Source organism: Paenibacillus lactis, assembly GCF_017873605.1.
Lineage (GTDB): Bacteria > Bacillota > Bacilli > Paenibacillales > Paenibacillaceae > Paenibacillus_AQ > Paenibacillus_AQ lactis.
Map to the genome: position 1 here is coordinate 357,904 of NZ_JAGGKI010000005.1, position 21,070 is coordinate 378,973.

Here is a 21,070-nt window from a genome sequence, read left to right on the forward strand (position 1 = left end):
AGCGGACGTTTAGATTAACATGTATCGTTCCGTCGTGCGACTGCTTTCGTGACCTAGAAGTTCCTGAATGTAACACAAGTCCGTGCCTGCCCAAGCAAATGGGTTGCAATCGAATGACGTAGTGTGTGCAGGCTGGCCTTTTTTTGCAAGTTGGATTGCAGCAATGCTTGTTCAAACACCTTTTGTACCATTCTTTCCGTTATGTGCTTTTCTTCGGCTTGGCCGGGAAACAACCATTTCTGAGGAGGGTGTTGTTCAATGTATTTCTGAAGAACATCAAGCGCAGATTGCGAAAGTATAGTATAGGGGTCTTTTTTTCCTTTTGCCTGCCTGTCCTTGAGTAAATAACGCTCCACGTCGATGTCTCCTGGTTTTAAACGAACCACCTCACTAACCCGTAGGCCGGAGGAATACGTCAGATACAATATGGCCTTATGTTTCAGGTTGTGTACGTGTCCCAACACCTGACGAGATGGAACAGCAAAAAGGCCGTAACCGCAAGGATTACAGCCTGCTCATTTTGTGGGCCCCGCACATAACGGCATACAATTTATGCAAACACCGTTAGCAGCACCCCAACTGTGTTGGTCAACCCGTGAACGATTATGCCGGGGATCACGGAACCCGTTTTTTCATACGTCCAGGCGAAAATCAGACCGCTCGCAAAATTGAGAGGAAGCGTGTTATAAGTCGGGATGTGGGCGATCGTAAACAGTGAGGAGCTAAGGAAGAGGGCCCACCCCGCCCCGTAACGCGTCCGAAACCAGCGGTAGAGAAAGCCTCGATACAATATTTCCTCATAAATTGGCGAAATGATGCCTCCGACCGCAACTGCGATCAGGATGCCAAGAACATTGGCATGGGTTTGCAAATTTTCGGTTTTGCTGTTTTCGTATCCGCCACCAAGCAGCGTCATCAGCAGCAGCATAACCGTCCCGAGCGCCAGCACCGCAACGGACCACAGCAGAATGTCCCTCCAATACTTGCGCGGAAAAGAACGAAGCCCCACCTCGGACCATCCGGCTTTATCCGGATAAAGCGCTATAAAATAGAGGCTTGCCATGTACACGATGCTCAGGACAAATCCCATTAGCGTACCCGCATACAACGCGTTGCCCAGCCATTTTTCCAGCAAAGCGTATAATTTGACTTCGACCAGCCATGGCACCAGTACAAAAGACAATAAAACCATGATGATCAGCTCTTTGGCTGACCAAGGATCTTTTGCCCAAACTTGATTATGGTTTGCTTTCATTTTGCGATTCCCCCTAATTTATCCTTCGGTTAAAATGTAGTCTACAAGGTTACGCAACGTAACCTGCAAGCACGAATTTTAAACGATAAGAAAGAGGGGACTGTACGCTATGAGTCAAACATGGACCACCGGACAAGTGGCCGCAAAACTAAGGGTGTCCATCCGTACCATACGCTATTACGACCAGATCGGGCTCGTAACTCCTGGCAAAAAGGAAGCAGGCGGCCGACGGCTTTACACCGAAGAGGATTTATTGCGGCTTGAAAAAATATCGCTGCTGAAGTCCTTGTCGCTTCCGCTGGATGAGATCCGGCAAATGCTTGATGAACTATCCATCGGACAGATTCTCGAGGCTCACCGAAAGCATTTGAAATGCCAGCTGGAACATCTGCAGGAAAGTCTGAATAACACGAATGCGTTGCTGAATTTGCTTGAAGCCGAGGGTAAACTCCGGTGGGAAACGCTGCTGCCGCTGGTAAAAGGATCGAAGGAGCGTACCGTAAGCTGGGAACATTTTTTTGAAGAGGACGAATTGGATGTACTGAAGACGAAGCTGCCTCGCCTGGAGGACAGCGATGATCTGACGAGCAGTTGGATACAGGTCATTGCCCGGGTCGAGCAGTGTTTACGGAAAGGTCAGAAACCGGAATCCTGTGAGGGAAGAGCAATTGCCGAAGAAATCGAGCGGCTGTCCGTGCTTACCTTCGGCGGCGACCGGAAGCTGATGGATAAGTTTTGGGAACTGCGCAGGGACCCAGCCTCGGCGAAGTATGGACTCGCCCCGATCCGGGAAGAAGTGCTTATTTTCGTGGAGGCATGCCTTGCATCCCATGATGACTGACTTCCATTAGCCATCTCCATAAATCGCAGCAAGGAACCTCTTCTTGAAACAGAAGGGAGCGAAAATATGACTGGTAGCGCGCGCGGGATTTTGTAGTAACGGTGCGGGGCAGTAACAAAACCAGCACAAAAACAAGTACCCCGCCGCAGGCCGGTCCTCAGACTCAGTTACAGAACCAACAGCACTGCAGAAAGACGTGAAGATTACACAAAAAAAGACCCCCAGCCCATCATTTCCATGACCGGGCTGCAGGCCTTCCGTGCTTCGAAGCCTCTGCTTGTCTATATAAGTTGAACTATTGTTTGGATGCGATAGGGCAGCCGTGTGAAATGTTCTTGCGATCGCTGTTGTTCCCGGATTTCTTTTGATTGTATTCATTCAAAATCAGTAGAAATCCGCTCACAAGACGACCACTACCGTTTCTTCAGAATCATTTTCCACTCTTCCTGACTCGCTCCTTTCTTTAGTTCATCTTATTTAGCTTACATGATGATCAAAATAGCTTTCCCATTCACGAAGGAAACGATATTGAAATTGGAATATCCCCACGTTTCAATGGTTTTTCCACCGCCGGAGGTAATGTCTTTGGCAGCCGGGTTGCCCCATGACAGCTGTACCTGCTCCTTCGTCATGCCGAGGGAAACCTGTCCGGCCTTAATCTGCTTCCAGATGGACGCGGACCATTTGTATTTTTTATAAGGGTCGTAAGTTAATAAGGAGGAACGGTCTGCGAACAGCTGCGTCACTTCCGAAGAGCGCATTGGGTAGCTTTTTACCGTTTTCCCTGATGCCGTCTTGAAGATGACGTTGAATTCACCCTTGTCGTCAGGCAAAATGTCGGTTACCGTCAATTTCGAGAAGCGTTCCAGGTCCTCGAATTCGTTCACCCAATACGTCCGGCCGATGAATTTAACCAAATTGCCTTGCATCGTTTTTTTGATCAATCCAGCCGTTTCGCTGGAAACCACGGTCATGGTCGCATCCTTGCCAAGGGAGATATGCGCTTGCTTCCACTTGGCATCCCAGGTAGTTTTAGCCCCCAGCGCGTCGGATAATACCGAGGCCGGGATGAGCAGCTCGCCCTTGTCGTTCATGGGCGCAGCTTTGAGACGGATGAAGCTTTCATTCAGCTTGGCCTGGCTGCTGCCTGCTTTGAACGAGAGCACGGTCTGTCCGAACTTCGCCTCCACGCCTCCGCTTTTGGCCGAATAGGTTCCGCCCAATGCTTGGATTACGGATCTCGCCGGAACCATGACATTGCCATTGACCTGTTTCGCGTATTTCAAATTGTTACGCAGGCTGGACGACACCGTTACCGATTTGGACTGGCCGCCCGATGTTACCGTAATCTGCGTCTTGCCGACTCCGGCAGATTTCAACGTGCCGTTCTTCTGCACGCTCAACAAATACGGCTTCTCGATCTCGATGCTTGCATCTTTAACCGGCACCTTGATCTTGGCCCCGTTGGTGTAGTTCTCCTGGATGCTCACTTCCAGCGACTCTCCTACATAAGGGGTCGCATTGGATATCGCAACGGATAAACTTTTAACCACCGGTACATCCACATTCTTGTTCTGCCCATCCTTATGGTGTACCCAGCTACCATCACTTCGCTGCGCATAGAAGCCTTCCGACAAATCCTTCGCATTCCCGTAAATGGATGTCCTTACGATCCCGCTAAGCCCCGAGATCTGCTCCTTGAGCTTCCAGCGGTCTTTATACGTTCCGGTGGTCCACACGGTTCCGTCCTGGAGTGTCACGATCAGAAGATCCGTCGGCTCATTCGATACATAAACGATATGAGCTGCCTGTTGAGCCACGGTAACCGGGATGATCCGCCCGTTATCGTCGAAGTTGGACGTCTCATATACAACCACATCGCCGTTATCATGCAGCAGGGCAACGCGTCCGCTGTGTACGGTCATGGATTTAACGGAAGCCGGGCTTTCCACGATCCCTAGCTTTTTAAATTGATCGTTCTTGTAGTTATCCTCGAGCAGCAGTTCTCCGCTTGAGGACAATGCAGCCAGCTCCTGATCCGCATTGGCAATCAGCAGAATGCCGCTGAGATTGTTTACTTTTACATTGCCGCTCCATACGGTACCATCCGACTTCAGCCAGTAGGAACCCGAAATCTGCTTCACGTCGCTTGTTCCCGAAACGACCTGGGGTCCCTTGCCGATGCCCCATTCCACTAAGCGGCCATCCTGCGTCATCCCGATGCCTCCGTACTCATAACCGCTAATGGCTGCGACACTACCTGGCGTACGAATGCTATGGCGCCCGTCAATCAGGGACCACATGGAGCCGTCACTCATCAGATAGGTATTCTTTCCCGCAATGTCTTTGATCTGGAGCTCGGCCCCTTCGGCAGAGACGCTGCCTTGGTTCGTCCCCGCCAATCCGAGTCCCACCAGCAAGCTGAACAAAACGAGAACATACAACGTTCTTTTCACTTCCATGACCTCTCTTCACTGTCCAAATAGGAATATTTTTCTAACAACCTCGATTGATTTCGACAAAATAGGTATAAATTCCTGCATGAAACAGCGGGACATTAATTAAAAAGCACTAAAAAAATAACGCTCCCTTTTGGGGCGTTTTGCAGATTACGCAAGATGCATGTGGGAAAGTCTGCATGTGTTCGAATAAGACCACTAACTAGAAAGTCCGGAGCAAAAAAGGGACGCAGTCCCATCCAGTATTCGATTCGCATTCAAGCTAAACGAAAAAGCCAGCCACCGGTTAGATACCGGCGACTGGCTGCTTAAATGTGACGATAGTCTTTGTTTACTTAATAAGGGAGCATGCCGAAATCGGCTGCTTGTTCCATCATTTATAATAGCGAGGTTGCGAACTTCATCTCGGGAAAGCGGCTATCCGGTCCTTTCATTAAGTTTCCGCCTTGATTTTTCAGATACATGTCAAAGAAATCCAGCATATAGGCATTAATAACGGTGCTCGCTCTTTCAGGTGCAGTTTTTCCCGTAATGCCCAGCAATTTGAAAATAGGAGAAATGAACTGGACATCGGTAAAATTCAAATGCTCCGTATTTTCAATATAGAGGACTTGTCCCCCTTCGCCGACCGTTTCGCGCATCCGTTTAAGCTCCAGCTTTTTATCTTCCGTTACTTGATCCATCCACTCTCTTGTTGAGCCCATACGGTCAAGCTCTGCATCCGTGTAAACCCGGTCATCCCTCACCATTTTTAATCGTTCATATTCGGTTTCCGAGTGGATGAATAAAAACGGCTTTTTCAGCCCCTCTCTGTCACGCAGTCGGTAAAGGCCTCCGTCCAAGTCTATTCCAGCCGTGATTCGCGGATCGAAAGCAGCGTCATAGGCCGTCGCTCCGCCGATGGAATGACCAAACACCCCGACATGCTTGAGATCCATTTTCCCTTTAAAACGACTTGGAATCTGCCCCGATTGGATAAGCTCGAACTGGTCCAGCACAAAGGCCACATCATCTGTTAAAACTTTTCCCAATTTGTCGCGATTTCCGCTTTCGGTTCGGTAATCGTGGTCGGGCGAAAATAAGTCGTTGGTTGTGCTGGTCGTAATTCGACCGTCCGGAAACTCTGTTGCAAATGTATTGAAGGTATGGTCGATCACGGCGACGATATATCCGTGACTCGCGAGATTTTCGGCTTGCGACGTATGGAGGAACCTGGAGGAGCCAAAGCCGGGATTCGCAAGGATCAGCGGGTATGTAGTCTGTGCTGAAGAGACTTCGGCCTCGGAATAAGCATGACTGGATACGTACTTCAAGTGTTGAAAAGTAAACCCGGGAAGGCCGTAGTTCGCCGCCATGTAACTTAGAATCCGGGTATCAGGGATAAAAGGAGCGTACTGCCCGGTGCCGGCTTGAGCCGGATACCATACCTGAACCATCAATTCCCTCTTCCCTGTCGCGGTTGTACCGAATGTCTCCTCCCGGCTTGAATCGATGAAATGAAAAGCTTGCGTGCCTACCTTAAACTCGCCGGTTGGCTCCGGAAAGCTGAATACGGGAAACACATACTGAAAGCACGCTGTCGCGATTAACCCCATCCCAATAAAAAGGCGGCCCAGCATCCCGCGGATTCTCGAAGCAGTCTGAACGACTGCCGGTGCTTTGAAAGCGTCGATCAGTGAAAGAATAAGCATCAGGAGCGTAAATCCGTATAAAAACAATAGCTGAACCCTGTATCCTTCGACAAGCAAATGGATCACTATAAAAATGGAGCCTGCTCCGCTTGTCAGGAGCAAAGCTGATCTTCGGATACGTGGATTGACTACGAACTGGAATGCCAACAAACACGCACTCGAAAAGAATAGCAGTATTTCAAAAAACCTCACGCCAACTCCCCCTTAATAATAATCCTATCCAGGGAGTATTTTAGAGGAGCCGCCAGGTTGGTACCATTGATTTAGGTGACATATCCCTTACACGCTTGTAAGGATGCACGATGATGTGCGGGAAAGGCCCGGATCATCCATGGATATTAACGCCGATAAGACGTTCTTTAGTCATTAAAATAACCCGCGCAAGGCGCGGGTTCCAATGGACGATTTCCTTGTCTATCGACAGTCTTGAATGCGTTCGACGAAATGCAGAGGCATCCACGAAGACAAGGATACGTATAAAGATCGGTATTTGATCGAATACATTCTTAATAAAACGAAAAATAATCGGCGCTTGGCGACCCGCTATGACAGGTCAGCGTTTCACGACCCTTCCCTAATCAAAATAAACGGTTTTTCCTGTTTCCGCCGATATATATACCGCTTCTAATATTTGCGAAACAATCATCGCTTCCCTCGGTTTAACCAGGGGCTCGGTATCGTTCACGATACTGTGAATCCATTGTTTGGCTTCATATTCGAAATCCGTTAATTCTTCTCCCCTGAACAGCTCTCTTGCATTCGGATTCACCTCGATTTTATTGAGGAACAAGCTTCCGTCCCGCTCGCCGTTGATCCGCAGTTCATTTTTGGCAAAATCCGCCCCGCCCTTCGTTCCGCACAGCAGGTTGCCGCCGCTTTCCGCAATGTTGAGGGCCCAACTGGTTTCAATGATGACCGTCGCACCATTTTTAAATTTCACATACCCGAACGCCGAATCTTCGACCTCGAATTCGCTCGGATCCCAGGATCCCCATTCGTTCGCGGCATTTTCGGTAAACTTCAGCTTATGGAAGGTACTACCGACGACGCTCTCCGGCTCATAGTTATCCATCAGCCACAGGATCAGATCCAGGGAGTGGGTTCCAATATCGATCATCGGACCGCCCCCCTGCTTCTCTTTATCCAGAAACACGCCCCAGGTAGGCACGCCTCGTCTTCGGGTAGCGACCGCTTTGGCAAAATAGATATCCCCAAGCTCCCCGTCGGCGATCATCTTCTTTAGCAGCTGGCTCTTGGCGTTGGAACGGTTCTGGTATCCGACGGTGAGCTTCTTGCCTGTTCGCAAGTGGGCTTCGTACATCGCTTTGGCCTCGGCGCCTGTGACGGCCATCGGTTTTTCGCACATGACATGTTTGCCGCTTTCGAGCGCATCAATGGAAATTGCCGCGTGTGAGCTGTTCGGTGTTAGCACATGAACAACCTCGATCTCTTCCATCGCCAGCAGATCCTTGTAATCCGTAAACACCTTTGCGTCTGGCGTGCCGTATTTTTGGGCGGCTTCCTCGGCTCGTTCCGGCTTCAAGTCGCAGAAGGCCACCATCTGTACGTTATCCAACTTGGACAAACATGGCATATGCTTCCCGCCCGCAATCATCCCGCAGCCGATAATCCCGACTTTTACGGTTCTCATGGAATCCCCTCCCCCGCGTTATTTGAACTCCACCGTTCGGTTTTCCTTATGTGCGATGTAGGCCCCTTCCAGCAGCTCCGTCAATTTCGTCCCGTCCTCCAGTCCGAAAGGCATCGGCTTGTCATCAAGCAACGCATCTGCCCACTGGATGATCGGAAGCGGCTGCTCTTTAGGGAGCTGAGTCGGTGAGATCCATCCCGAAAAAGGTAGCTCGAGCTTCTTCGAGATGACTCGAACGGAATCATCCGAGATCATCAAGGTGCCCTCCGTACCGTAAATCTCAAGGGCCGAAGGGGTTCTGTACGTCACAAGGCTCGTTTCGACCAATGCGACCGCGTTGTTGACGAACTCAATGGAGCACTGCGCGTTATCCTCTACTGCCCGATGGGTGAAGTAATGGAACATGGATGTGATTCTTTTGGGCTGACCCAACATCCAACTGGCTAAGTACATCGGATGACATCCCAAATCCATCATGGCTCCGCCCCCGGTTTGCTTCTCATCATACCAGTAGTCGGGGAGCCAATTATTCAGAGCACCGTCGTGGCCGTTTCGAATGCGCAAAAGCGTCACGTCCCCTAATACATGGTCATCGATCAGCTGCTTCGCAAACAATTGGTGCGGCCTTGTACGGGCGGGAAAAGAAATGCAGAACTTGACGCCTGCTTTGCGTACCGCCGCAGAAATCCGATTGCATTCTTCAACAGTAAGAGCCATCGCTTTCTCGGTAAAAATATGCTTGCCGGCCTCCGCGGCAGCGACCATGACGTCGGCGTGCATGCTTGTAGGGGCATCCACCACAACGCCGTCGATGTCTTCCCGCCGTAGCAGCTTATCCAAATCCGCTTCAAAATCCGCTCCCAATCGGGCAGCCCATTCCCTTCCGCGTTCAGGCTGTTCGTCCCAGACGGCCGCGAGCTTCACGTTACCGTGAGATTGCAGCTTTCTTGCATAATCCTCTGCATGCACATGCCACTTACTTAGCATCGCAACGTTCAACATGCTTCTTCCCTCCGTAACCGTTTATATTTTTTCACCGAATTTTACACACTCAAAGGGAGGCGGCGATATAAACAAGGTTAAGAAAGTGATTGGGGATGGAGCGGCACCATCCACACCATCCCGCAATCTTCCTTCATTAGAACCCTACATCATCCCGTTCCGCAGCTTTTTGAGCCACGAACTCCGCCATTTCCTCCACGCCGGCCGCTCTGAATTTTTCCTGAACACTATGAAGCATATTTAGAGCCTCTTCATCGGACGCCGCAAAAAAGGCCTTCTTAAATTCCTCATCAAAATTCAAACTGCTGGTTTTATCGATATATTCCTGATATTTAGGCCACTCTCTTGCAAGGTAGCTCACGCTTACTTTATCTATGATTTTGATCGGCATTCTTGCTGAGAAGCTCTCCTCCAGCTTTTGCCACTCGGTTTTTTGATCCTCAGGCGTAGGCCAAGTGACTTCCGAGGAGAAGGCCCCGATAAATCTTCCCGGAAGATAATTGAGCCCTGCGTCTCTTTTCAGATCCGGGTTGTCATCGAATTGCTTTTTCACATCCGGAATCCATTGAGGGATCCCGTTTTCCATCGTGTAGTGCGTTCCTTCGATCCCGAAATACGCAAGCAATCGGCCCTCTTCGCTGTTGACATAATCAATGTACCGCAATGCCGCATCAGGATCTTTAATGTCCGCGCTTAAGAACAGGACAGGGAACCCGGAACGGCCCGGCTTTTCCACTTGCGTTCGAATGTTTCCGCTCTTGTTCTTCATCGGTCCGAGCAGCTCATATTGCATTTCCGGATTCGTCTTATACAGCGTTTTTTGTAAATCCGCCAGCATCGGCTGGGCTCCGAATACGGCAAGCTTGCCGGTCGTCAGCTTTTCATTCGCCGTTGTGCTCGTATTGTTAAAGGCTTCAAGATCGAACAAACCTTCCGTTATTAATTTTCTCATGTATAACAGTCTGGCTTCATGATCCTTGGATTGCGTCCAGTGGATCAGTTTTCCGTCGACTTCACGGTAGTCCGAAATCGTGTAATCCGTCCACCCGGCAAGGAATTGGCCGTAATCCCATCCATTCCACATGGTTCCGGCCGGGATAACCGGCTTTCCGCCAATATCCTTGAAACCGCCATCCCGGATCTTGACCAATAGCTCATATAGCTCTTCCTGCGTATCAATATCCTCCGCTTTCACATTTAAGGCTTTCAGGATATCTCCCCTGGCAAACAGGCCGTAGTTCCAATTATGAATGCTCTCCGGGGTTCCGTCCGGGGTCTCCGTAGGAATGAGATATGTCTTGCCCTCAAATTCGGGGCTGTTGAGATCGAACTCGGCAAAATCCTTCGCAATCCCGGTCGTCACAAGTCTTTTTACATTCGGGTATTTATCGAGATAAGGGGTTAAATCCAGAAGCTGTCCTTCCGTGGCCGCCTTCTTGATGACTTGTCCTTCTCCTCCTGTCGTAGACCAGAAAGGTGCGTTTACGATATCCGGAACCGTACCGGAAGCAAAGATGGTGTTCAGTTTCTCGACTTCGCTCGTTGTAATGGATTCAAGTTTTAATGTGACCCCGGTTTTCTCCCTGATCTGCCCGGCAACGGGATTATTCTCCTGGTCCTGCGGGAAACCGGCTCCGCCGCCATTCCAGGCACTGAGGAAAGTCAAGGTGACCGGCTTTATTTCTTCAGTCCCTGACTCTTTTGGACCCGGTTCATTCGTGCCTGCTTCCTCTTTACCGCCCGATCCTGTGCATGCCGTCATTGTCATGAAAAGCAGCAAAGCGATTAGTGCCATGCCAAGAACACTCCTGCGCTTGTTCTTTCTCATCCTACAATCCCCTTCCATTGGAAGTTTTATATAAGAGGCTTAGCCTTTTATACCAGCTACTCCTTAAGAGAACCGACCAACACGCCTTTGACAAAATATTTCTGAAGAAATGGATACACACAAATGATCGGGGTCGTAATAATGATGACGAACGTCATCCTCAAGGCTTCCGGCGTTACGCCTCGCAGCTCCATCTGGGTTTCGGTCATGTTCTGAATCGCAGATCCGCTATTTCCCGACGACGACGTCATCGACTGGAAGGACGCTTCGCTGATCATCTTGTTCAGGAACGTGGCGGCAGGCTGCAGGTTCTCATTCTGTATGAAGAACTGACCGGTAAACCAGTCATTCCACACGCCCACCCCGACAAACAAGGCAATGGTAGCAAGCACCGGCATCGAGAGAGGCAGGATGATTCTTGCAAATACGGACAACTCGCTTGCTCCGTCGATTCGGGCCGATTCCGAGAGCCCCTCCGGGATCCCGTCAAAGAAGGTTTTCATAATAATCGCATTGAAGAAATTGTATAACGATGGCAGCACCAATACCCAAAACGTATCCAGGATGTGGATTTGCCGGAACAGGATAAACGTCGGGATAAGACCTCCGCTGAACAACGTGGTGAAGAAAAAGAAGAATACGATATATTTTCTTCCGGGCAGCCCTTTCCGCGAAAGCGCGTAGGCTAATAAGGCCGTCAGAAATACGGAGACTACCGTTACGACAACGGTTCGGGTAATGGAAATGAAGAACGAATTCAAGATCAATGAGTTGCTGAACGCTTTCGCATAGTTCTCTAATGTAAACACTCTAGGAAAAAAATAGATTCCGCCCTTCATCGCATCGTAGCCGTCATTGAAAGATAGGGCCAGGAAATAGATAAATGGATATAGCGCCGTAGCGCAGAATAAAAACAGCACCGTATAGTTGAGCGTCATGTACATTTTATCTGCCGGCGTCAGCCTCCTCGCACCCATACACACACCTCCTTATCTTGAGTACCAGCCTATTACCATAGCGATACGTTACTCACACGTCTGGATATATTGTTGACAGCCACAATGAGCAGCAGCGAAATCGCGGACTTGAATAATCCTATCGCCGTGGAATAGGCGAGTTGCCCCTGCTGGAGGCCGGTTTTTAAGACATAGGTGTCCAAGATCTCCGAGACGCTTAGCGTTGCCGGGGACTGCATCAGCCAGATTTGGTCAAAGCCGGCGTTCAGGATTCCGCTGAGGGAGAAGATCAGCAGTATGCCGATCGTTGGAGTAAGGCATGGCAGCGTGATCTTAAATAGCTTGCTCCACCTTCCTGCCCCGTCGATTTCGGCTGCCTCATACAAATGCGGATCGATATTCGTTAACGCGGCTAAATAAATGATCGAACCCCAGCCTACACCCTTCCAGATGTCGGAGATGATAACCAAGGGATAGAATAATTCCGGCTTTCCCATAAAAAAGATCGGATCCAAACCCATTTGGAATCGAATGTCATTGATAAGCCCTACGTTCGGAGACAGGATTTTTTGAAGCAAGGTCACGACAACGACCCACGACACGAAGTGCGGCAGATAGGAAATCGTCTGAAACACTCTTTTGATTCTTTTGTGCATGACGGCATTGAGCATTAAGGCCAGGATCAATGGTGCCGGAAATCCGAAAATAAGTTTCAGGGCGCTAATGGATAACGTATTTCGGAGCACATCGTAAAAGCTGGAATCGTTCAAAAACTGTTCGAAATATTTAAAGCCTGCCCACGGACTCCCCAAGATCCCCAGATTGAATTTGAAGTCTTTGAATGCGATTAAGATGCCGTACATCGGATAATAGGCAAACACCAGAAACCAGATAATCGCAGGAAGCAAAAACAAATAGATGTGCCTGAATTGCCAGATTTTAGAGAGCTTCTTATTCTTTTTTAATTGCTCAAATCCAGGGATAACAGCACCTTTGGGTACCACTCTCCGAACACCTCCTCTACCTTCGTCGGATCGGATGGTTACGAATCCATTCCCGATCGATTGGGAATAGAGCCAATGTCATTGGCTTCGATTTTCGATTATATATATCGACTGCCCCCTCCTTACTGCAAGCGGTTTCATTAAACGTTAGTTTAAATATATTCAATATACTGTTGAAATCATTCCATAATTTCTTCATTCCGGTAAAAGTATTTTTTGGCCGATAAAAGTACGGGTGGTTTCGTTGATTAATAATCGGGGGTTACATCAAAAAGAAGCTGCTGGTGGCCTAGAGTGACCTCCTGTTCTTTAGGTTATTGAGAAATGGGGGGGGGTCTCCTTCTCCACCTTTCAGGCATTCCTTAAGCGAAGGCACATTATATTCAATATATCCACATGAAATTGTGTGATCAAAAATGTGGTACGAAGTCAAACAGACTGGACATGGTTGGGAGGGCTTCTGCTGAATTTCTTTATGGAGCTAGGACTTCTTATGGGAGGATTTCATGGGATGGAGTTGCAGATGACCTAGTAGAAGAGTCCGGGGAGCCGTCGCTTCCATGGTCAGATTCGATCGAAAGCGCGTCGGACTCGTAATTAGGTTCCTTTTATATAGAGGAGACGGGGGTTGATATCACAAAGCGGAGAAGACGTTTGTTCCCGTCGTCTCGCCAATCACCAATTCCGGCTCCACGAGGGTTTTGAAATATTTTCCTTGATGTCCGTCATCGCCGTTAATGACCTCAAGCAGGGTATAGGCCGCACGGTAGCCCATGTCCCGTTCAAACTGTTTAACATGCGTAAACGTGCTGTAGCCTTCGATGATGGAAGTCGGATCGTCAAAGCTGATGATGGAAATGTCCTCCGGCACCTTCAATCCAACCTGACGCGCAATCTGGTAGATTTTTACGGCAAGACTTCCATTTAGCGTAATATAGGCCGTTGCCATCCGGTTTTTGATATAGCGGTACAGCGGATGGGTTTCTGCTTGCTCCAGACTTCCAAGTTCAAAGCCGGTTACGATGTGGGCTGGGTTAATGAGTGCTCCCTTTTCCTTGAAGGCATTCATATATCCATCGATCCGCTCTTGGACGGTAACGGTTTGTATGGGCGAATCGGAGCAGATGGCGATTTCACGGTGCCCCAGCTCCCACAGGTAATTGACCGCCATGTTAGCGCCGAGCCTGCCGTCTGATGCTATATAGTGCGTTTCCACCCCGGGAAGATAACGGTCAATGAGAACAAACGGAAACCCCGCAAATTTCATGCTTAGGATTTCCTCGTTGAATAATTCCTCATCAACCGGGAAGATCAATAAGCCTTCCACTCCGATGCTACTGCATGTCTTGATCGCTTCTTTTTCCTTATCAATATCGCCCTCCGACAAATAGATCACGCAGCGGTAATCGTTCTCGTTGAGTGCTTGCTGAATGCCTTGTATAAGCCGAATCGTAAAATAATCATAGATGCTGGGCAGAATCAGGCCTATTAGCCGCGTCCCCATTTCTCCGCTAGCTTTATCGACAGGCTTCACGGAGTTTATTGGAGAAGTCGCCGACATTTCAGGTTCAGGCTCACTTACAAAAGTCCCCTTCCCGGGCACCCTGGTTATGATTTTTTCGTTAACCAGGCCGGCCAGGGCATTAACGACCGTAATCTTGCTGACTCCGAAACGCTCCATGAGGTCTTTTTCCGTAGGAATACGGTCTCCAACCTTCAATACATTCGACGATATCAAGTCGCGTATATACTCTTGAACCCTCTGATACAAAGGCATTCTTTCCGTAGAGCTCAATCGAATCACCACATTTCATTGAATATGTTTAATATATACATTACGAATGGCGCAAGCGTTTTATTCCAAGTCACCATCAGCTTGATAAGCTGCTATTGGTAATATCATTATGGCATAATCTGTAACATTTCCTCAATTCTCCCGCTTCTCGAAACTCAGGCGAATCCTGATTTCGGCTAAAAAATTTCAAGAAAATGTAAACCTTTTTATATCTTACGTCGTCTAATTATGCAAGGCAATAAGTACGAGCTTAGACAGAAAGGCGTGATTGTACTGAATCATTAGGGTATGATTTTCATGAAAGTGTAAAGGCGCTTTTCCTTATACGTGTTCGAGAACCGCTGCCTGCCCAGTATGATCTGAAGCAGCTTGAAGCTTCGGGCACAAAGGAGCTGGAACGTTTCGGCGAAGTATCCGATTTTAGCGGAGAGCTTGTCGAGCATCCTTTGGGTTCCGCTGAGCTCTATCTCCAAGCCTCGAGCGGTGGAGGAATCAGCGATTATAGTGTGGCGGTCAGACACAGGAGACGCTTTCCTGTTCCGCCTCCACAATCCCAAGGGTGAGGAAGCTGGGATTTCGCCGGTCCGGTCCTCGTTTCGTTATCTACGGTGCAAAGCGATTCAAAATAAAGACTTGCGCATTAAAATATCCCATGGATCAACTTTTACTGTTAATGCACCTTCTTAGTTGCATCCTATAATCGACTCTTCACTCCAGGGTTTTAATCAGAACCACCCGTCAAACGGGTGGTTTGCTCTTGGGGTATAACCCCTTGTTGCCAAACTGCGCCTAAAGACGCTAGCCTGACAATAAAATTGTTCAGGCTCAGTGTAATTTGTCACTTTCACTTACCAGTTAAACTGGTTTACTTCTTCTTGCTACTGTTTTTGCTGAATGGGTCTTCATACTCTTTCACACTCAGTTTATCAATTGCCTGGTCGTGTGCTTCTTGCTCACGGATATATTTGGCCACGGTGGCTTCATTCAAGCCCACTGTGCTGACGTAGTATCCCTCCGCCCAAAATTTTCGATTACCATATTTATACTTCAAGCTAGCATGCTTCTCGAATATCATGAGTGAGCTTTTCCCCTTCAGGTATCCCATAAATGATGATACTGAGATTTTTGGGGGAATTGCTACCAACATATGTACATGATCGGGCATCATGTGGCCTTCGATTATCTCCACTCCCTTGTATTTGCATAATCGTTTGAAAATTTCGATTAAGTCTTTCCTCACTTGATTATAAATCTCTTTCCGTCTATACTTCGGGGTGAACACAATGTGGTACTTGCACATCCACTTCGTGTGAGCTAAACTATAGCTCTTGTTTGCCATCTAAGACCATTCCTTTCATTATTGAGCCTGAACATCTCAATTTTATCGGAATGGTCTTGTTGGTCAAACCCTCGATCCCTCCACCCGCATAGCGGGTGGTTTTTTGTTTCGCACGCTTCGCGAGCTCAACTGGCTAAAGCCATAATCAAAAAAAAGACCAGAGCAACAGCAGCTGTTGTCTGGTCTTTTTCTCTGTATGTGTATGAATATTAATTTTACAGCTTCCTTACACCCTTACGAGCACTTGCTATACCCGCAGTTCCCGCAAGTCTTACATCCCTCGATGTTGATCAGGGACGCGCCGCCGCAGGACGGGCACAGGTCCAGCGACATCGAGCCGCCGGCGTGAGCGCCGTGGCCGCCGTGGCCATGGTCGGCTGCTGGTGCGCCGTGGCTGGCAACCGCAGGCTCGGCCGGAGCCATGGTGGCCGCAACCGGCGCAGGATCATGGTCATGATCCGGTGCTCCGCTTGCCACATGCGTCTCGAGCGCCTTCGCTACGGCGTCCGCGATGGACTCCACGCGGTTCGCGCCGAAGCCGATCGCCCCGGTGCCGCCGATGCCCTTCAGATGCTTGATCAGCAGCTCCACCTTGTTGCCATGGTCACCATACCGTAGGAACAGGGAGCAGACGCGTCCAAGCGCCTCGGCCATCGCGAACACGTCCGAACCGGCTTTGCCGACGTTCAGGAAGATTTCGCTCGGGATGCCGTCCAGGTCGTTGATCGTAATGTACGCCATGCCAAATGGCGTGTTCATTTTATATGTTGCGCCGCGCAGCACCTGTGGACGCTTCTTGTACTGCTTATCGAGTCCGCTCTTGCTTCCAACCGGTGCCGCAGGGGCAGCTGCTGATGGCTGTACGCCGGCGGCATCCTCTGTTGCTTGACCTGCCGCGCTTTGCTCTAGCGCCGTTTCCTGGGAAGACGCCGTTACAGCTTCCGCTGCCTTGTCTTCTTTCTTCTCGGTCTGCAGCACTTGGATGTCGCGGCTGCCGTCGCGGTAGATCGTTACCCCTTTGCAGCCAAGGTCAAAGGCCAGCTCATAGAGGCGCTTCGTATCCTCAACCGTGAAGTCGGCAGGGCAGTTGGCCGTCTTCGAAATCGAGCTGTCCACCCAGCGCTGGATGGCAGCCTGCGCCCGGATATGATCCTCGGCGGACAGATCCATCGCCGTCACGAAGTAATCCGGAAGCTCCTCACCCGGATGGCTGTCCAGCCACTCCTGAGCGATCGGCACGAACTGCTCGTCGAAGCCGAGACGGCTTTGACGGAAATATTTGAAGGCGAAGTACGGCTCGATCCCCGTCGAGGTGCCGACCATAGTGCCGGTACTGCCTGTAGGGGCTTGCGTAATGACCGTAACGTTCCGTGCGCCTTTGGCACGTACAGCCTCAGCCACTTCCGGATAAACCTCCGCCATATTTTTCATGAATCCGCTCTGCAGGTACAGCTCAGCATCGAACGCTTCGAACGAGCCTTTCTCCGCCGCGATGTCGGCGGATGCCAGATACGCTTCGCGGGCGATGAAACCGTACAGCTTATCGAGGAATTCCAACGATTCCGGGCTGCCGTAGCGAATTTTCAGCTTGATCATCAGCTCGGCGAGACCCATCGTTCCAAGGCCGACGCGGCGTTCTTTTTTCTGATTCGCCTCGTTCTCCTCAAAATGGTAAGGCGTCCGGTCGATGACGTTATCCAGGAAGCGAACGGAGTAACGCGTCGTTACCGCCAATTCGTCCCAAGCAACGTCGTGCTTCTCCTCGTCGTAGAACTTCGACAGGTTCATCGCAGACAGGTTGCACACGCCCCAGCCCGGAAGCCCCTGCTCGCCGCAAGGATTCGTGCAGATGATCGGGTTGAAGTACCAGCTGTTCGACATTTGGTTGTAGTATTCCATGAAGACAACGCCCGGCTCGGCCGATTTCCAGGCCGATTCGATAATCGTATGCCACACTTCGCGCGCTCTTACCGTACGGTATGGAATGACCTTTCGTCCGGCCTTTTTCCATTTGTCCAGATCGCCGTCCCACACCTCGTCGTAATCCGGATCGGTCGTGTCCGGGAATACCAGCTCCCACTCCAGATCCTCCTTCACGGCCATCATGAAGCCGTTGCTGACGCATACCGACAGGTTCGCGTTGGTCACCTGGCCCATCGTCTGCTTCACCGTAATGAAATCCAGCACATCCGGGTGCCAGTCGTTGATCATGAGCATCAGCGCGCCGCGGCGGCTTCCGCCCTGCTCGATAAGTCCTGTCGTGTAGCTGAACAGGCCGCCCCAGGATACGGCGCCACTGGAGGAACCGTTCACGCCCTTAACGATCGCGCGGCGAGGACGCAGCGATGACAGGTTAATACCTACGCCGCCTCCGCGGGCCATAATTTCGGTCATCTCGGTCAACGTCTCCATAATGCCCCCACGGCTGTCCTTTGGAGAAGGGATGACATAGCAGTTGAAGAGCGTCAGCTCATCGCTGGCTCCCGCGCCTGCTGCAATCCGGCCGCCCGGAACGAGCTTCCAGTCATCCAGAATGTAACGGAACTTCTCCCGCCATTCCTCCTGCAGCTCCGGTGTTGCCTCAACCGATGACATCGCGGCCGCAAGCCGATCCCACATTTCCTCCGGCGTCTTCTCGATGGTCAGCGTCAGCTTCTCCACCTCCGACTCCACCAGCTCGCCTTTGCGCGTACGAACCGTTACCTTCCGTCCTTCACGAGCCACGATTTCGCCGACTTCCTTCGTCGGGAACTTCGGGTCGTCCTTCGTCAGAACGAGCACCACATCGCCGACCTTCGCATTATTGGTGTCCGCATCCTTCCACGCATACCGGTCCAAAAAGATCTTCTCGCTCAAACCTTCCAGCCTCTGACTTTGCATCGTACTCAAGAGCAACTCCTCCTAATTAAAATATAACGATTATAAATAAAACGTTGATCGACGTTCTCTAAGAAGACAGACCGCGTTTAAAAACGAACCGCCCTGAGCGGTTATCCTGCGTCGATATCAGATGCCGTGATCATGTACCGATCCGGGCAAATTCCGATAAGACTGCCAAAATTTCCGCAGTTATGCCGCAGTAGTAAGGATCCCCGTGCAGCTGCCGCTTTTTCACGAATACTGCTAGCGGGCTCACCATCAACATAACCTCATATGTAGCGGATCAAACATACAAAACGCCGAAACACACCATATATAGTGCAATGAATTCATTATACTACACTATATATAGTAAAACTATGCCGATAATGTGAAAATTAAGGGCGAAACCCCATGCTTGTCCGCTCCTGCTTCCGCTTTCTTCGTCCCGCTCTCTTTTTCACTTGTCTCCTATGAAAAACACGTTGAAAATTGCCAATTCCAGCAGCCGTGCGCTCTCTCCGCCCTTTCGCACCCCATAAAGGGAGGTGCAAGTTATGAAGACTTCTTTTTTCGTCCATACTACTCATACACCGCTGTCCGGAAACTTTCATAACAGGAGGGGATCACCATGAATCATCAGCCATCCACTGCCGGTCCAGACATGACGACGGATCCGCGCCTGCCCGTACCGCTTCAGATGGACCGTTCCTGGCTGGACGATCTCGAAGGGCGCCTTGAGAAAGGCGGTCCGTGGGGGGACTTCAGGCTGTCTCAGCTAGCCGTTGAGGGCGAGCAATCCCGCCTGGTGACGAGCTTCGAAGAGCTTCAGTGCCTCAAGCACCTGGGTGATTTGTCCCCGCTTCCGCATCAGACCGACACCGCCAAGCGGGTGCTGTTCGAGATGTCGGGCCGGGCGATTCTGGCCGATGAGGTTGGACTCGGGAAGACGATTGAAGCCGGTCTTATTTTAAAAGAATATATTCTCCGCGGGCTCGTATCCAGAGTGCTGATTCTCGTACCTGCTTCCTTGGTGCTCCAGTGGGTCCGGGAGCTGAACTCCAAGTTCGGCATTCCGGCCATTGCGCAGAAAAAAGCCTATTCCTGGGCGAATGACATCGTCGTCGCCTCCATGGACACCGCCAAACGGGATCCGCATAGCGAATATCTCCTGAATCAGGAATACGATATGCTCATCATCGATGAGGCCCACAAGCTCAAAAACAAGAAAACATCCAACTACCAATTCATTCAGAAGCTGCGCAAAAAATACTGCCTGCTCCTCACCGCTACGCCTGTACAAAATGACCTCAGCGAGCTGTTCAACCTGATCACGCTCCTGAAGCCAGGCCAGCTTGGCGGCCAGGGGCAGTTTGCGGCCAATTTCGTTGTGGATAAACGAAAGCCGAAGAACCAGGAGCAGCTCAAGGACGAGCTGTCCAAGGTCATGATCCGAAACCGGCGGGGCGAAGGCGAAGTGAAGTTTACGAAGCGTTCCGTCCGCAATGTCGGGCTGACTTTATCGCCCGAAGAACAGTCATTATACGACGGGGTCACGTCCTTCGTCAAAGATCAGTATCAGGCAGCAGGGGGAAATTTAAGCAGCATGCTGTCCCTCGTCACCCTCCAGCGCGAGGTGTGCAGCAGCCGGGATGCGGTCTTTGTTACGCTCGTCAATCTGTCCAAGAAGCTGCCGGAGGACTCCCCGCTCCGCGATAAAATCTGGGAATTGGTGTATCTGATCAAAGCGATTAAAGCCAATACCAAGGCCGAGAAAACGATCGAGCTCATCCGCCAGATGAACGAGAAGGTGATCGTGTTCACCGAGTACCGGGCCACCCAGGAATATCTGCTTAACTATTTCCGGGATCACGGACTCATATCGGTGCCGTACCGGGGCGGCATGAACCGGGGGAAAAAGGACTGGATGATGGACCTGTTCAGGGGGAGAGCTCAGGTTATGATCGCAACTGAAGCCGGGGGCGAAGGAATTAACCTGCAGTTTTGCCACCATATGATCAATTTCGACCTGCCCTGGAATCCGATGCGAGTGGAGCAGCGGATCGGACGCGTGCACCGTCTCGGCCAGACCAACGATGTGCAAATCTTCAACCTGTCCACTGCAGGTACGATCGAGGAGCATATTTTGAATCTGCTGCATGAGAAGATCAATATGTTCGAGATGGTTATCGGAGGACTGGATGTCATTCTGGAACGCTACGAGAAGAACGAATCCTTCGAGAAGAGCCTGTACAAAATCATGCTGGAGTCCGGCAACGACGAAGAGATCCGGAGGCGCATCAATACGCTCGGCGACTCGCTGCACCATATCAAGCAGGATATCGAGCAGGAAGCGAGCGGAGAAACCTTAAGAGAGGAAGAAGCCTGAT

15 protein-coding genes are annotated in these 21,070 nt (G+C 50.4%); 3 read left to right on the plus strand and 12 right to left on the minus strand.

Annotated elements, in window-relative coordinates:
* Nucleotides 1–53: 53 nt before the first annotated feature.
* Nucleotides 54–464 (minus strand): tyrosine-type recombinase/integrase, encoded by a 411-nt coding sequence (locus J2Z18_RS12730; RefSeq protein WP_244152622.1) that lies wholly within the window; start codon nucleotides 462–464, stop codon nucleotides 54–56.
* A gap of 86 nt (nucleotides 465–550) precedes the next feature.
* Complete coding sequence (locus J2Z18_RS12735; protein WP_007127774.1) at nucleotides 551–1,255, minus strand: CPBP family intramembrane glutamic endopeptidase; 705 nt, start codon at nucleotides 1,253–1,255, stop codon at nucleotides 551–553.
* A 109-nt stretch (nucleotides 1,256–1,364) separates the two neighbouring features.
* Between J2Z18_RS12735 and J2Z18_RS12740 the strand changes: the two genes are divergently transcribed.
* Complete coding sequence (locus J2Z18_RS12740; protein ID WP_007127773.1) at nucleotides 1,365–2,096, plus strand: MerR family transcriptional regulator; 732 nt, start codon at nucleotides 1,365–1,367, stop codon at nucleotides 2,094–2,096.
* Between the two features lie 482 nt (nucleotides 2,097–2,578).
* On the opposite strand, the gene J2Z18_RS12745 is transcribed toward J2Z18_RS12740, so the two are convergent.
* From J2Z18_RS12745 to J2Z18_RS12780, 8 genes are all read right to left on the minus strand, one after another.
* The gene (locus tag J2Z18_RS12745; RefSeq protein ID WP_210094790.1) at nucleotides 2,579–4,552 is read right to left on the minus strand and encodes a stalk domain-containing protein; all 1,974 of its coding nucleotides are present in this window, start codon (nucleotides 4,550–4,552) and stop codon (nucleotides 2,579–2,581) included.
* Between the two features lie 380 nt (nucleotides 4,553–4,932).
* A complete protein-coding gene (locus J2Z18_RS12750) occupies nucleotides 4,933–6,438 on the minus strand; it encodes an alpha/beta hydrolase family protein (RefSeq protein WP_210094791.1) in 1,506 nt (501 codons plus the stop codon).
* Nucleotides 6,439–6,820: 382 nt separating this feature from the next.
* Complete coding sequence (locus J2Z18_RS12755) at nucleotides 6,821–7,897, minus strand: Gfo/Idh/MocA family protein (RefSeq protein WP_007127770.1); 1,077 nt, start codon at nucleotides 7,895–7,897, stop codon at nucleotides 6,821–6,823.
* An 18-nt stretch (nucleotides 7,898–7,915) separates the two neighbouring features.
* Nucleotides 7,916–8,899 carry a Gfo/Idh/MocA family protein gene (locus J2Z18_RS12760; RefSeq protein WP_007127769.1) on the minus strand — a complete coding sequence of 328 codons (984 nt, stop codon included), beginning with the start codon at nucleotides 8,897–8,899 and terminating at the stop codon, nucleotides 7,916–7,918.
* Nucleotides 8,900–9,035: 136 nt separating this feature from the next.
* The gene (locus tag J2Z18_RS12765) at nucleotides 9,036–10,727 is read right to left on the minus strand and encodes an extracellular solute-binding protein (protein WP_244869163.1); all 1,692 of its coding nucleotides are present in this window, start codon (nucleotides 10,725–10,727) and stop codon (nucleotides 9,036–9,038) included.
* 56 nt (nucleotides 10,728–10,783) lie between these two features.
* Nucleotides 10,784–11,704 carry a carbohydrate ABC transporter permease gene (locus J2Z18_RS12770; protein ID WP_007127767.1) on the minus strand — a complete coding sequence of 307 codons (921 nt, stop codon included), beginning with the start codon at nucleotides 11,702–11,704 and terminating at the stop codon, nucleotides 10,784–10,786.
* 32 nt (nucleotides 11,705–11,736) lie between these two features.
* On the minus strand, nucleotides 11,737–12,687 hold the full coding sequence (locus J2Z18_RS30440; RefSeq protein WP_034273928.1) for an ABC transporter permease: 951 nt from the start codon (nucleotides 12,685–12,687) through the stop codon (nucleotides 11,737–11,739).
* A 634-nt stretch (nucleotides 12,688–13,321) separates the two neighbouring features.
* Nucleotides 13,322–14,464: a LacI family DNA-binding transcriptional regulator gene (locus tag J2Z18_RS12780; protein ID WP_210094814.1), complete on the minus strand. Its 1,143-nt coding sequence runs from the start codon at nucleotides 14,462–14,464 to the stop codon at nucleotides 13,322–13,324.
* Nucleotides 14,465–14,823: 359 nt separating this feature from the next.
* Between J2Z18_RS12780 and J2Z18_RS31125 the strand changes: the two genes are divergently transcribed.
* Nucleotides 14,824–15,045: a DUF8580 domain-containing lipoprotein gene (locus tag J2Z18_RS31125; RefSeq protein WP_487717860.1), complete on the plus strand. Its 222-nt coding sequence runs from the start codon at nucleotides 14,824–14,826 to the stop codon at nucleotides 15,043–15,045.
* A 302-nt stretch (nucleotides 15,046–15,347) separates the two neighbouring features.
* Here J2Z18_RS31125 and tnpA read toward each other — a convergent pair whose 3' ends face one another.
* Both tnpA and J2Z18_RS12790 read right to left on the minus strand, forming a co-directional pair.
* The gene (tnpA, locus tag J2Z18_RS12785) at nucleotides 15,348–15,821 is read right to left on the minus strand and encodes an IS200/IS605 family transposase (RefSeq protein WP_007128375.1); all 474 of its coding nucleotides are present in this window, start codon (nucleotides 15,819–15,821) and stop codon (nucleotides 15,348–15,350) included.
* Between the two features lie 234 nt (nucleotides 15,822–16,055).
* Nucleotides 16,056–18,701: an adenosylcobalamin-dependent ribonucleoside-diphosphate reductase gene (locus J2Z18_RS12790; RefSeq protein WP_373872043.1), complete on the minus strand. Its 2,646-nt coding sequence runs from the start codon at nucleotides 18,699–18,701 to the stop codon at nucleotides 16,056–16,058.
* Nucleotides 18,702–19,311: 610 nt separating this feature from the next.
* Here J2Z18_RS12790 and J2Z18_RS12795 point away from each other — a divergent pair.
* Nucleotides 19,312–21,069 carry a DEAD/DEAH box helicase gene (locus tag J2Z18_RS12795; protein ID WP_007127762.1) on the plus strand — a complete coding sequence of 586 codons (1,758 nt, stop codon included), beginning with the start codon at nucleotides 19,312–19,314 and terminating at the stop codon, nucleotides 21,067–21,069.
* The last annotated feature ends 1 nt before the right edge of the window (nucleotide 21,070 follow it).

Bases quoted from the DNA above. Each gene is read 5' to 3' on its own strand.
- J2Z18_RS12735 (WP_007127774.1), bottom strand. From the start codon at position 1,255: ATGAAAGCAAACCATAATCAAGTTTGGGCAAAAGATCCTTGGTCAGCC.
- J2Z18_RS12740 (WP_007127773.1), top strand. From the start codon at position 1,365: ATGAGTCAAACATGGACCACCGGACAAGTGGCCGCAAAACTAAGGGTG.
- J2Z18_RS12755 (WP_007127770.1), bottom strand. From the start codon at position 7,897: ATGAGAACCGTAAAAGTCGGGATTATCGGCTGCGGGATGATTGCGGGC.
- J2Z18_RS12760 (WP_007127769.1), bottom strand. From the start codon at position 8,899: ATGTTGAACGTTGCGATGCTAAGTAAGTGGCATGTGCATGCAGAGGAT.
- J2Z18_RS12765 (WP_244869163.1), bottom strand. From the start codon at position 10,727: ATGAGAAAGAACAAGCGCAGGAGTGTTCTTGGCATGGCACTAATCGCT.
- J2Z18_RS12770 (WP_007127767.1), bottom strand. From the start codon at position 11,704: ATGGGTGCGAGGAGGCTGACGCCGGCAGATAAAATGTACATGACGCTC.
- J2Z18_RS12780 (WP_210094814.1), bottom strand. From the start codon at position 14,464: ATGCCTTTGTATCAGAGGGTTCAAGAGTATATACGCGACTTGATATCG.
- tnpA (WP_007128375.1), bottom strand. From the start codon at position 15,821: ATGGCAAACAAGAGCTATAGTTTAGCTCACACGAAGTGGATGTGCAAG.
- J2Z18_RS12790 (WP_373872043.1), bottom strand. From the start codon at position 18,701: ATGCAAAGTCAGAGGCTGGAAGGTTTGAGCGAGAAGATCTTTTTGGAC.
- J2Z18_RS12795 (WP_007127762.1), top strand. From the start codon at position 19,312: ATGAATCATCAGCCATCCACTGCCGGTCCAGACATGACGACGGATCCG.